12 protein-coding genes are annotated in these 12,265 nt (G+C 38.5%); 4 read left to right on the forward strand and 8 right to left on the reverse strand.

Annotated features, from left to right (window positions below):
- Positions 1–61: 61 nt before the first annotated feature.
- The 4 genes from UYI_RS0103895 to UYI_RS0103910 all read right to left on the reverse strand — a co-directional run bounded on the left by UYI_RS0103895 (position 62) and on the right by UYI_RS0103910 (position 5,361).
- Positions 62–1,183: an ATP-binding response regulator gene (locus UYI_RS0103895; protein WP_016865361.1), complete on the reverse strand. Its 1,122-nt coding sequence runs from the start codon at positions 1,181–1,183 to the stop codon at positions 62–64.
- Positions 1,184–1,324: 141 nt separating this feature from the next.
- Positions 1,325–2,665, reverse strand: coding sequence for an ATP-binding response regulator (locus tag UYI_RS0103900; protein ID WP_016865362.1), 1,341 nt, complete (start codon positions 2,663–2,665; stop codon positions 1,325–1,327).
- 268 nt (positions 2,666–2,933) lie between these two features.
- Positions 2,934–3,365, reverse strand: a complete 432-nt coding sequence (locus UYI_RS0103905) for a response regulator (RefSeq protein ID WP_016865363.1) — start codon at positions 3,363–3,365, stop codon at positions 2,934–2,936.
- A 421-nt stretch (positions 3,366–3,786) separates the two neighbouring features.
- Positions 3,787–5,361: a sensor histidine kinase gene (locus tag UYI_RS0103910; protein WP_016865364.1), complete on the reverse strand. Its 1,575-nt coding sequence runs from the start codon at positions 5,359–5,361 to the stop codon at positions 3,787–3,789.
- Between the two features lie 388 nt (positions 5,362–5,749).
- Between UYI_RS0103910 and UYI_RS0103915 the strand changes: the two genes are divergently transcribed.
- A complete protein-coding gene (locus UYI_RS0103915) occupies positions 5,750–6,469 on the forward strand; it encodes a response regulator (RefSeq protein WP_016865365.1) in 720 nt (239 codons plus the stop codon).
- A 612-nt stretch (positions 6,470–7,081) separates the two neighbouring features.
- On the forward strand, positions 7,082–7,357 hold the full coding sequence (locus UYI_RS0103920) for a GlsB/YeaQ/YmgE family stress response membrane protein (protein ID WP_016865366.1): 276 nt from the start codon (positions 7,082–7,084) through the stop codon (positions 7,355–7,357).
- Between the two features lie 797 nt (positions 7,358–8,154).
- Here UYI_RS0103920 and UYI_RS0103925 read toward each other — a convergent pair.
- Entirely contained in the window at positions 8,155–8,337 is a 183-nt protein-coding gene (locus UYI_RS0103925) for a CsbD family protein (protein ID WP_016865367.1), read from the reverse strand.
- A 307-nt stretch (positions 8,338–8,644) separates the two neighbouring features.
- Between UYI_RS0103925 and UYI_RS0103930 the strand changes: the two genes are divergently transcribed.
- Entirely contained in the window at positions 8,645–9,544 is a 900-nt protein-coding gene (locus UYI_RS0103930) for a TIGR02587 family membrane protein (RefSeq protein ID WP_016865368.1), read from the forward strand.
- Positions 9,541–9,939: a TIGR02588 family protein gene (locus UYI_RS0103935; RefSeq protein WP_016865369.1), complete on the forward strand. Its 399-nt coding sequence runs from the start codon at positions 9,541–9,543 to the stop codon at positions 9,937–9,939. The genes UYI_RS0103930 and UYI_RS0103935 overlap by 4 nt, the downstream gene beginning before the upstream one ends.
- Positions 9,940–10,006: 67 nt before the next feature.
- On the opposite strand, the gene UYI_RS0103940 is transcribed toward UYI_RS0103935, so the two are convergent.
- The 3 genes from UYI_RS0103940 to UYI_RS0103950 all read right to left on the reverse strand — a co-directional run bounded on the left by UYI_RS0103940 (position 10,007) and on the right by UYI_RS0103950 (position 12,242).
- Positions 10,007–10,774 (reverse strand): ChaB family protein, encoded by a 768-nt coding sequence (locus tag UYI_RS0103940; protein WP_016865370.1) that lies wholly within the window; start codon positions 10,772–10,774, stop codon positions 10,007–10,009.
- Between the two features lie 139 nt (positions 10,775–10,913).
- A complete protein-coding gene (locus UYI_RS0103945; protein WP_016865371.1) occupies positions 10,914–11,450 on the reverse strand; it encodes a Dps family protein in 537 nt (178 codons plus the stop codon).
- A gap of 426 nt (positions 11,451–11,876) precedes the next feature.
- Positions 11,877–12,242: a hypothetical protein gene (locus UYI_RS0103950; RefSeq protein ID WP_026085723.1), complete on the reverse strand. Its 366-nt coding sequence runs from the start codon at positions 12,240–12,242 to the stop codon at positions 11,877–11,879.
- Positions 12,243–12,265: the final 23 nt, after the last annotated feature.

The raw sequence follows: 12,265 nt of genomic DNA on the forward strand, positions 1-12,265 counted from the left end.
AGCCCCTCTCCTTAGCAAGGAGAGGGGTGTCGTCCGTTGACGGAGTGAGGTGAGTTTCAAGTTATTTTTTTGGTAAATGTACTGTGAAAACGCTACCTTTACCCAATTCAGAAGTAACTTTAATTGTTCCTCCGTGTAACTCGACAATGCGGCGTGATAAATGTAATCCCAAACCGCTGCCAGCACGTTTATTTTTACCTTGGCGAAATCGTTCAAATAGTGTTGGCAGATCATCAGCAGCAATTCCGTAGCCGGTATCTTCTACTTCTAACTTAATCCAGCCTTGATCTCCAGAAGATGGAGGAGTTGCTGAAATGCGAACAGTTATGCTACCTGTATCTGTAAATTTCAAAGCATTTCCGACTAAATTACTGATTAGGCGACGTAGTTCTAGCCGATCGCCCAAAATGATACAATCATTTTCATCCTGTTGATTTAATTCACTGCTATCTACTTTGAGGAGTATTTCTTTTTCATCAGCCAATGCATGCAATTCTTCAACTACTTCTGTGGCAATTTCGCAAATATTGCAGTTTTCAAATTGCAGTGTTTTTTTACCTGCTTCTAGGCGATGGACTTCTAGCAATGTGTTAACCATGTCCAACAAGTTTTGGTTGCTGCGAATCATGGCCGCGATCGCCTGTTTCATGTCTGCCGAAATTTTGCAGAAGGTTTCCTGCTGAAATAAATTTAGCATTCTGTCAGCAGCAACTAAAGGAGTCCGTAAGTCGTGAGTTAAACGTAAAACAAAGTCTTCCTGCTGACGAAATAATTTTTTTTGTTCATCAAGACTACGTTTAAGTCTGAGTAGCGATCGCACCCTTGCTAATAGTTCATCTTGATCAAATGGTTTGCGGATAAAGTCGTCAGCCCCCGCATCCAAACCTTCCACAACACTCACATCATGAAATGCTGTCAATAACAAGATGGGAATGTAATCTAGAAAAGGGTGATTACGGATGCGCCGAGTGACCTCATAGCCATCTAACCCTGGCATCATCACATCTAGTAAGATTAAATCTGGGGGAGATTCTTCGACTTGCTTTAACGCTGTTACCCCATCTGCTACTAAATCTATTTCGTACCCTTCAATTTCTAAGATTGTCTGTAGTAAGAATAGATTATCAGGCGTATCATCAACAGCAAGAATTTTTTCTACTTTAGTACCTGTAGCTGAAAACATATTTGATTTAATAATAATATTGAGGAAAGCTGTATTGTCGTCATTTCTTATTTTTCTTTTTATGCACTCAGTCGCTAGTGCATCTATAATTATTTTTCATTTAACATTTCCACTTAATCAAAAATGACTAAATACATGAAATTACTTGCCTCTTTCTCTTGGTAGTTGCTGCACTTGTTCTTGAGCCAGATGAAGTGCCTCTGGCTGTTTACTTAAGGTCTTTTTTGGTGATATTATATTAGAAGCCTTTGGCGCTCCATCTTGATTTTGCGTCCTGGATAACAGAACTTGGCGTGGCAGTGAAATCCGAAAGACTGAACCCCGATTTAATTCACTTTCTATAGCTATTTTGCCCCCCATCATTTGGACTAGTGCATCTACAATTGGCAAACCAAGACCTGTGCCGGGATATTTACGAGTAATACTCTGGTCGAGTTGGCGAAAGGCTTCAAAGATATATTTTAGGTCTGAGGGGGCAATACCAATACCTGTATCCCATACAGCAATTTCTATCTGATTATCTGGTAGTTCTGTGACATCCACGCCGATACTACCTGACTCTGTAAATTTAATCGCATTCGAGAGCAGATTCATTAAAATTTGCCGCACACGTACAGGATCATTAAATACCATACTATTTTGTAAGTTATTTTGAACCTGTACAGAAAGTTTTTTGGCCTCTGCTAGAGATAAAGCTTCAGCAACGGTAGTTTTGACTACCTGTGATAAGTCGAATATTTCTGGTTTCAGACTTAATCTACCAGACTCCAGTTTAGAGAAGTCAAGGACTTCATTTAACAACATTAATAAATGCTTGCCATTATTGAGGATACGTTCTACCATATCCCTTTGCTGGGCTGATAAATCACCACATTTGGGACGCAGCAATAGCTGAGAGAAGCCAATAATCGCATTCATTGGTGTCCGCAGTTCATGAGATATTGTTGCTAAAAATTGGGATTTTAGCAGTGAAGCTTCTTTCAGCTTGATGTTTTGTAGTTCAATTTGTTGTTGTTGTGCTTCTAATTCTTGATTTTTACGAATTAGCAATTCATTACTTTCTCGAAGTTGCTGGTTTACCAAAGCTACTTGCATTTCTGCCCGGTAAACTCGAATGGCATTTCGTAAAACCTGAGTTAGTGTGACTGGTGAGACTCTTGATTTGGAAAGATAGTCTATAGCACCAGCTTTCATCAACTCAACAGCAATTTGTTCGTCTCCTTGCCCGGTAAGTACAACCAAAGGCACTTTGATATTACGAGAACGTACATCGTTGATCAAGGTCAATCCATCTTGATCTGGTAGGCGATAATCGAGAAAAACGCAGTCAAAAGAATTATCCTGCAAATGAGCGATCGCACTTTTACAGTCATCGGCTTCAAACAGCTGTACACTTATCCCTGCTGCTTTCAAAGCCCGCCTGACTGACATGCGGTCTACTTCATCATCATCTACAACTAATACTTTTAGCGTTTCTTCCATCGCTTTTAATTATTGCTCTTATATACAGCTTCTCGTATAATATTGAAGTTTTCCAGCCATCTAGATATTTTTTAGTTAGTAGTTAGTGGTTGGTTAATAATTATTTTCAACTGACCAGTGATTCCTCAATAGAACAAGCCCCTAGATTGATCTATAGATTCAATTAGAAATCAGGCAATATCATAATTTCTCAATAGTACAAGCCGCCAGATTTATGTGTGGAACCAATCCAAAATCCAAAATCTTAAATCGGATGGCACTTCACCAACTAAGGCATTTCACAGAGAGTCCAATACTTATTGAGCGTTGCCATGAGTTCAAGAAAATTATTAAATGTCACAGGCTTCAGAAGATAACCAGCCACATTCAAATTATAAGCTTCCACTCTGTCTTTATCTTGATTGGAAGTTGTCATGACCACCACAGGAGTAGGTCTGAGTTGGGGATCAGCCCGTAGTTCTTGGAGAAATTCGATTCCACCCATTTTGGGCATATTTAAATCTAGCAATATCAAACGTCGGTCATTAGGAACCTCAGGAGGTTGACCATTACTACTACGCAGCATTGCTAGGGCTTCTATACCATTAGTAGCAATATGTAATGGATTAGTAATATTAACTTTTTTGAATGCCCGTTTGACATTCATGACATCTACTTCGTCATCCTCCACTAGTAGTATGTTAATCACTCTTTGTGCCATCACTTGTTTTAAATTGATTCAGTTGTATCCTAAATTCACTTTCCTGAGTAGAGTATCAGACTTAGACTTACGGCTAATTACCAAAACATTAATACTTCTTAAAAATTAGTAATCGTGATTTGGCAATTACCTTTAGTGAAATAGATGCTCTGATTTTTGTATGCTATTGGTTGACTATGTTGTTTTGCCTATGCAATTTTTCAGGAAAAAATTAGTTTCCCAAATTGTTCTCCCTAATAAAAGATAGGCCACGTTTGCCTTGAGTATACATTCCTAAATCACACAATTTCAAAGCAAAAAAATAGTAAAAAAAATACCTCCTATACCAGTTCATCCCAATTGTAGATTCACTGGTTGAATATCGTCTTCAGCCATTGGTCAGAGTTGCAATAAAGTTTTGCGATGAAAATATTCCACAGAGTTATTCTTTTGGTTGCTTAGGCCAAGTGAAGCGGAAGGTACTACCTGCGCCCAGCTGAGAGTTTAAGGTGATCGTACCTGTTTCAGTTTCGACAATCTTTTTCACAATTGCTAAGCCCACCCCGGTACTTTCCTTATGATCGGGCGCTTCGAGTGTTTGGAAAATTACAAATATCTTATTCTGAAACTCACAAGCAATGCCAGGCCCGTCATCTGCAACGGCAAATTCATAGTAATCTCCCCGGTCTTCTACGGAAATTTTGACGTGACCATCAGATCGATTGTGATGTTGAATTGCATTACTAATTAAATTACTAAACACCTGTTGCAGAGGCAGTCGCTTTGTTAACAGAGTGGGCATTCTTGGTTGGATTTCAATTGTAAAAGTTGGTGGTGGTGCTAAAGATTCGATCACTTCTTGCAACATCTCACCGACTTTCACCACAGACACTGGTGTTTTGATTCGCCCAATGCGGGAATATTCCAGCAATCCATTAATTAAAGCTTCCATGCGCTGCACTCGTCCCCGCAGCAGACGCATCTGTTGTCGATTTTCTTCTGGTAGTTGATCTTGCAGGTCTTCTTCTATCCATTCTGAAAGATTAGCGATCGCTCGTAAAGGCGCTTTCAAATCGTGGGATGTGACATAAGCAAATTGATCCAATTCGTCGTTGCGCTTCTTCAACATTGTTGTAGTTTGCGCCAAAATAGTATTGACTCGTGTTAATTCTTCTGCCCGTTGCTGTACAGCCAATTCTGTTTGCTTGCGATCGCTAATATCAATACACGAACCAATATACCCAGCAAAACTACCATCTTCATTCCATCTAGGTGCGCCCGTATCTAAAATCCAACGATATTCACCATCAAACCGTCGCAGACGGTACTCCATGATAAAGTTTTGCCGGGTATCAAAAGCAGTAACACAAGTATGCAAACAACGTTCTAAGTCCTCTGGATGTACTCCCTCTGCCCAGCCGCTACCTAACTCCTGTTCCATTGTCCGGCCAGTAAAATCCAACCAAGGTTTGTTAAAATAATTACAAAGCTTCTCGACTCCAGACATCCAAATCATCACAGGTGCTGTATCAGCCATCGCCTGGAATAGCTGTTTACTCTCTCGCAATGCTTGCTGATTTAGTTTGGGTTCAGTAAGTTCAACTACCTGACCTTCCCACATTAATGCAATGATTTGTCCTGTTTCACCTCGAATTGCTTGCACAGAATATTCGATGGTCGAAGTTCTATTTTCTGTACCTAGAATGTGAAGTTGATCACGGATTAATTTTCCTTGGGCTGCACAAGCGATCGCTTCACGTAATTGAGTATTAGCCTGTGGTGAAATCGACTTGCCCAGAATATACCAAACCGGACGACTAACAACTGTAGTTTTCTCAAGTCCAAAAAAAGTTAAACTTGCCTGATTGACTTCAATAACAGTACCATCCAACCCCATCAATAGGAGAAATCGCCAGGTCTGGTTAAAAAATCCACACAAGCATTGTTCTATCTTACTTGCTTCTACCTGCCCTATTTTGTTAATGTTGATTGCAGCAGATTTGGACTCTAGAACCATACCTAAATTCTTGTAAAACTTTATAACTTTATATTTATTACTTTTTCATCAATACAGAACAAATTCGTACTTGTAAATTCAATATTGATTTATTACCCAAGAAAATTTATGCTTGCCGCTTTATACTAGCAATTTTGATTCATTAGGAGTCTGTAGTCGCGGCAATTTTAGCTTAGTGTCAGTATTCCATAGTTATTTGTGATTTAGCTATATGTCCTGGGCTAGATTTTCCGATCTCACGCCAGTAAGATAACGTGGAAATGACTATTTCTATTGGTGGATGCAAATTTATCAAAATATCATCTATCTTAGGTTTTGGAAAATAAAAAAAATAAATCACTAAATGTCGGCTTACGACAGATGGAATTAGTAGAGAGTACAAGTAGCAATGAGTGAAATTAGTATTGTTTTAATTGAAGACCATGACTTGACAAGAATGGGACTAAAAGCAGCATTGCAAACCGACAGTGCAGTTAAAGTTATCGGCGAAGCTGCAAATGCTACTAAGGGTCTGAAACTTTTGGAAAGCGCGAAGCCGGATGTAGCTGTGGTAGATATCGGCTTGCCAGACATGGATGGCGTTGAACTCACCCGCAGATTTCGGCAGTGGCAAACTGAAACAGGAGATACAACAACTAAAATCCTCATCCTGACAATGGAACATTCAGAGGATACAGTACTTGCTGCTTTTGCTGCTGGTGCAGATTCTTACTACATGAAGGATACAAGCATTGAAAGATTAACAGAAGCGATCCAAGCAACATACGAAGGTAACTCCTGGATTGACCCCGCGATCGCCAATGTTGTATTACAACAAATGCGACAAGTTTTCCCTGATAATCAGTCCGTTGACAAACCCAAGACTGTAAAAATAGATGCATTAGCGCCAGAATACGAGCAAGTCTTAGAAACTTATCCCTTAACTCAACGGGAATTAGAAATTCTGGAGTTGATTGTAGCTGGATGTAGCAATGGGCAGATTGCAGAAAAACTCTACATTACAGTTGGAACTGTCAAAACCCACGTTCGCAATATCTTAAATAAACTCTGTGCAGATGACCGTACCCAAGCAGCTGTTCGCGCCCTGCGTTCAGGGTTAGTAGCGTGAACTAATCCGCGCTATACCCTGAAGGTATAGCGCAGTTTTTCATTTAATCTGTTCATGCTGCTTATGATCAAATAAATTTAATTTAATATAGTGACATTTTTATTGAATTATTTAGTCAATTTTATTTTTATTTACAAAAATTAAAATATAGAGGTTTGAGACAGAATTTGTAATGCATAAAAATAGATCAATAGATGCATTAACTGTAACCTTTTCAATCATATTTTTGAAATAATAAGTATATTCACAGATTCTACTATTATCAGTCAGTCAATATTGGATTTTAGACTTTGGAGTCACTGCGTTGCGGTGATTCCTCCCACTGTAGTGTATGGGGTAATTTTAGATTACAAATCTTATAGAACTAATTGTTGTTGACACAGAACGTTAAAAGAGATTTATTTGTTTGATTTAATACTAAATCAAATCTATTAACAGATATAGATGAATATTCTCTTCATAGGTTTATTTTACTAGTAATTTTATTGGAGATGATGACGTAGATATTATTTCTTGCGATAGAGTCTCAACTGAACTTGAGATAGAAAAAATAATATTTAGTAATTGTTATACTAATAGCAAATAGTAAATTAATTGAGGAATACATTAATTATGCTCAATCTTATTGCTTGGATAATTTTAGGTATTCTAGCAGGAGCTATTGCCAAAGCAATTTACCCTGGTCGTCAAGGTGGCGGAATAATTGCAACCATGATTTTAGGTATCATTGGCTCCTTAATTGGAGGAAGCTTATTTAATTTGCTATATACGGGTAATTTGGCCATTACAGGAGCAGGTTTTAGCATTCCAGGTTTAATTGTTGCCATCATCGGTGCAATTGTTGCTATCTTCATCTGGAGTTTGATCACACGGCGTAGTGCAGTTTAGAGTCATGTTGAATATGTATAAATTGCTGGGTTAGATCCAAGTGAGGCAGGAACTAACCTTTTTTATTAACTAAGAATAGAAATAAGAGCTTATTTATAAAGTAAATATGTAAGTAGGGGAGCTAGTGCGTTGAACTTCTTTCCCGACATAAAGCACAAGTGCGTTGTGTTACAGATATGCAAGGATTTTGGACTTTGAGAGAGTTAGGATTAGCCGCAGGGCACCATCTTTCTCGGTGCGTTAAGTGTTGCAATCATGCGCCCTACAATTTAAGGTTTACTTTATAAATCGTCTCTAATATCATGTCTGCCTGAACAGTTATATTATCCGTCCTTATAATGGGTAATTGATAATTGGTTAGACTACTTACCGTCTTGGCTTGTTGCCAGATGGCAAAGTAGCGAACCCGAAGGGTAATGGGTAATTAAAATACTGATAATTTTTTCATGCCCAATGCCCAAGCTTGATATCATAAGCAATTAATCGGACATGATATAAGAAAAACTCCCCTAAGTGTATCTTGGGGAGAATTAAATAGGTACTACTGTATAAAAGTTTTTTAACAAATGGCTCTGGCAGTCATGAGGATTTCCTAAACAATCTGGCTAAGATAATCCGCTACGACACAAGCGAAACTTATCCATAAAATTTAGTAAAAAACAAGAATTTTTCGAGCTTAGTTTTGCAAAGTTTATTTGTATGTAAACAAATTGCAACTCCCAACCAAACTATGAAATAATATTTCTCAAATATCCTCTACTTGCTAAAGCCATAAACCTTGTTTTAGCGTACTGATACTACTCTAAGGACTTTTTCACATCATCTTTGATGTTCTCAACTGTATGACGTAGCTGTGCTTCTGCTTGCTTCGCTTGACCTTCGGCTTTATCCTGGGGATTTCCAGTTACCTCACCAACCATTTCTTGAACTTTCCCTTCTATGTTTTTAGCGGTTGCTTCTACTCTATTTTCGATACTCATAATTGTTTTTCCTCAATATATGTTGATCAAATAATATTGTTAGTAATTCAAAAAAAAATCGCCCTGTAGAGATAATTTTATTGAATTACTCTTTACCAAGAGATAGATTTTTGATAAAAAACTTAAAACTAAACTATGAAATTTAAAGCTAATATCTTCCATATGATAGATACAACAGTTCATGGAAGACTTCAAGCTTTTATTTCTAAACATCATTTATTTGGTTGTAAGAGCAGTAAATTAAACACTTAATTTATGCCTACATATCTATTTTCCAAGTAAGTATTAATTATATAGACAGAGAATAATGGGTGTAAAAAATAAACAGAACAAAAATGTATGGGTACGTGAAATTAACGATATTGTTAGGGGTATATGTGGTGGTTTTTTATTTGGAACCCCCTTACTTTATACGATGGAAGTCTGGTGGATAGGATCTATTGCTAAGCCATCAATGGTAATGTTAGCGATCGCATTGACGTTTATAGTGGTTTTCTTACTCAACCGTACAGAAGGCTTTCGCAGACGTAAACATGGTAGCCGACCTTACGAAGCACTTACAGATACCATAGAAGCGATGGCAATTGGTATAGCCTGTTCTGCATTGATACTCCTGCTATTACAAGAACTGACATCAGAGACTTCCCTTAGAGAAATTCTGGGAAAAATCATATTTGAAAGCGTACCATTTACTCTTGGTGTGGCACTAGCCAATCAATTTTTGGGAGACACTCGCGGTGAAACTAATTCACAGGGACAAAAACACTTCCAGCAAAACAAAGGTATTGGAAATAGTAACTCTGATCAATTACATGTCACCTTTGCAGATATTGGTGCGACTTTAATTGGTGCAGTCGTGATTGCATTTAACATTGCCCCTACAGATGAGATTCCCATGTTGGCAGCAGGAGTTTCACCACCCCGACTTATAGCTATTATTGCCGTATCCTTACTGATTTCCTATGCCATTGTCTTTGAAGCTGGCTTTTCGGATCAGCAAAAACGCAGACAACAACGAGGTCTTTTCCAAAGACCAATCAGTGAAACGATCATGTCTTATTTAGTATCACTACTAGCAGCAGCCTTTATGCTGTGGTTTTTTCAAAAATTGACTTTGAGCGACCCGTGGAGAATGTGGTTAGAATACACCTTACTATTAGGATTGCCTGGAACAATTGGTGGCGCTGCTGGTAGGTTGGCAATATGAACACAGAACAAGAACAACCAAAACGTTCAGCTGCGGAATGGACTACTTTAGGTATTGCCTCATTCATCCTTGCTGTTATTGTCAGCTTGGTTGGTTACATTTGGCTCAATGAAAAAGATCAGCCCCCCATTATTTCTGTCAGTAATAAACAGAAAACTTGGGAAGCCGACGGGCAATTTTATGTTCCTTTTGAGGTCGTGAATACAGGCGGGGAGACAGCCGAGTCTGTTCAACTGATCGCTGAGTTAGAAATAGAAGGGAAAGTTACCCAAACAGGAGAACAACAAATCGACTTTTTATCTCGTGGTGAAAAGCAAGAAGGAGCATTTGTATTCAACCAAGACCCCCGCAAAGGTAGATTAACTATCCGAGTTGGCAGTTATAAATCACCGTAATTAGTCAAGTGTCAAGTGTCTATAGTCAAGAGTTTTTTACTATTGACAATTGACAATTGACACTGGACTAAACAGCAACTTTCTTCTTCGACCAAATACCATTATCATCTTCATCAAAATTTTGGTGAACAGCTTCCCAAGCAGCTTGTTCTGCCTTTGTTTGGTCATTTGTCTCATCTAACACAGCATTGTAGCGCTCAATAAAGGTATTCTGAGCTTCAGCGGAAAGATGAGAGCGTACCTCAGCAGATAAATCCTCGGGACTATTGCAACGACCAGGACAAGGACGGGGTAATGCTGTTTCCATTGTATGAATTTCTTCACCGCCAGCACTTTCCATCAGTATTTGAAATTCCCCACTCCGATCAGCTGGAACTTCTGCCATGACTAAGAACTCTCCAGCTTGCAGACGAGTTTGATATACTGCGGCTTTATCTTCTGGCATACCTAAGGTGGCTAACACAGATACTAAACCTGCACCCGCGCTACCTGCGATCGCTCCACTTGCAGCCCCCAATAACAACGCACCAATCGGACCTGCTGCTACAATTGGGCCAACAAAAGGAATGAATAATACACCAACACCTGTAAGCAAGCTCAAAAAAGAACCAAACAAAGAGCCAAAAATTGCTCCTGTTCTTAAACCACCAAGAATTACATCTTTTTTAGTAATGAAACCAGCAATGCGAGTTTCTGATTTAAAGTCTCTGCCCATGACCGAAATATGATCTCTAGGCACACCCCGGTCAAGCAAACGCCGAATCACGTCATCTACTTGGTTTTGTTCTTTATAAACAGCCGAAATAGTCCGTTCAGCTTTATATTCTGCCGCCATTCAACACTCCTGTTATATTGTTTTTGCACATATCCAAACAAATAGTTCGTAGTAAGTCTCTAGTCTTGATGTATTTGGCAAAGATAATACTTACTACGAACTTTCTTATTTATGAGGTGTGTATTCTATCTACCTTTAGTTACACACCTACAGGTGTTTTCTGTGTTTGTGGTTGAGAACCATCAGCTTGCAATGCCTGTCCTTCAATAAATGAACGCAACATCCAAGCAGCTTCTTCGTGACCTTCCATTAATCCAGTTAAGAAATCAGCAGTTCCTTGATCGTGGAATTCTTCAGCACAGCGATCAATATGTTCACGAAGATTGCGAATAATTTGCTCATGGTCATCTACAAGCCGAGACACCATCTCGGTTGCTGTAGGTACATTACCGCCTTCCTCCTTGATAGTACCTGCCTTCAAAAATCCCTCCATAGTGCCAATGGGATAACCACCTAAAGCACGAACCCGCTCAGCAATAGCATCAATATTTTCACTCAATTGTTGGTATTGTTCTTCCCAAATTTCATGCAAACTGCGGAACTGAGGTCCGACCACATCCCAGTGGAATTTTTTGGTTTTCACTATAAGTAGATAGGAATCTGCCAAATCTTGATTCAGCAAATTAATCACACCTTGACGTTGCTCTTCTGTCAAACCAATATTTAATGGACGCATTGTTTCTCAATCCTTAAGCTAACTCCTCTTATAACTTCAGCAATTCATTAGTGACATAACATCAATCCAAAGAATGATTATGTTTTATTTAGTAATAATGGCTTTTTTGCTCTAATAAACTATCTTGTTATTGCTGAAATTTATGTCTATATATAGATTTCATTCAAGGCTATACTTCTTTTTCAAGGATTGCTATTACAGTGATGCATATATAGGCATATAAAATATATATCAACAAAAAATTGGTCTAAATAGCTTTTTTGGCAATATGAATATCTAGCAATCCTATTTTATTGGGGAAAATTATCAGACACAAATCCCCGACTTCTTAGAGAAGTCGGGGATTTGACTTTCTGCTATATAGAGAAAATTATAGAAAATAAATCCCCAGTTAAAAATACTGGGGCGAAGGACATTTGATGCCTATTACTTATTACCGGTAACTTTTTTCAAAAAGTTACTTACTTCTTCTTCTACTGAAACTGCTTCTTGAGAATTTTCAGGACGATTCATTTTTTCAGCATCAGCAGTACCTTGAACTTCGTTCAGTCCTCCTCCACTGGTACGCTGTTGAGTTTCTTTCAATCCCAGAGGAGCAGATTTAGCTACCTCGTCAGTTTGACGCTGAGTTTCAAGCAATTGATCGGTGGCTTCTGTTGGATTGCTTTGATAGCTTTCAATTGCAGCAGCAGGAAAAGCATTAGAGAATAACAGCAAAGCACATGTAAAGGCTACAACTAGAAAACGTACTGGACGCAAAATAGAACCTAACAAAGAAATAGATTTTTGCATTTTAATTCCTCCAGGGACTGGTG

Source organism: Fischerella muscicola PCC 7414 (assembly GCF_000317205.1).
GTDB lineage: Bacteria > Cyanobacteriota > Cyanobacteriia > Cyanobacteriales > Nostocaceae > Fischerella > Fischerella muscicola.

What these genes read in the sequence shown, in the direction of transcription:
- UYI_RS0103895 (WP_016865361.1), bottom strand. Translation starts at nt 1,183, where the DNA reads ATGTTTTCAGCTACAGGTACTAAAGTAGAAAAAATTCTTGCTGTTGAT.
- UYI_RS0103900 (WP_016865362.1), bottom strand. Translation starts at nt 2,665, where the DNA reads ATGGAAGAAACGCTAAAAGTATTAGTTGTAGATGATGATGAAGTAGAC.
- UYI_RS0103905 (WP_016865363.1), bottom strand. Translation starts at nt 3,365, where the DNA reads ATGGCACAAAGAGTGATTAACATACTACTAGTGGAGGATGACGAAGTA.
- UYI_RS0103910 (WP_016865364.1), bottom strand. Translation starts at nt 5,361, where the DNA reads ATGGTTCTAGAGTCCAAATCTGCTGCAATCAACATTAACAAAATAGGG.
- UYI_RS0103915 (WP_016865365.1), top strand. Translation starts at nt 5,750, where the DNA reads ATGAGTGAAATTAGTATTGTTTTAATTGAAGACCATGACTTGACAAGA.
- UYI_RS0103920 (WP_016865366.1), top strand. Translation starts at nt 7,082, where the DNA reads ATGCTCAATCTTATTGCTTGGATAATTTTAGGTATTCTAGCAGGAGCT.
- UYI_RS0103925 (WP_016865367.1), bottom strand. Translation starts at nt 8,337, where the DNA reads ATGAGTATCGAAAATAGAGTAGAAGCAACCGCTAAAAACATAGAAGGG.
- UYI_RS0103930 (WP_016865368.1), top strand. Translation starts at nt 8,645, where the DNA reads ATGGGTGTAAAAAATAAACAGAACAAAAATGTATGGGTACGTGAAATT.
- UYI_RS0103935 (WP_016865369.1), top strand. Translation starts at nt 9,541, where the DNA reads ATGAACACAGAACAAGAACAACCAAAACGTTCAGCTGCGGAATGGACT.
- UYI_RS0103940 (WP_016865370.1), bottom strand. Translation starts at nt 10,774, where the DNA reads ATGGCGGCAGAATATAAAGCTGAACGGACTATTTCGGCTGTTTATAAA.
- UYI_RS0103945 (WP_016865371.1), bottom strand. Translation starts at nt 11,450, where the DNA reads ATGCGTCCATTAAATATTGGTTTGACAGAAGAGCAACGTCAAGGTGTG.
- UYI_RS0103950 (WP_026085723.1), bottom strand. Translation starts at nt 12,242, where the DNA reads ATGCAAAAATCTATTTCTTTGTTAGGTTCTATTTTGCGTCCAGTACGT.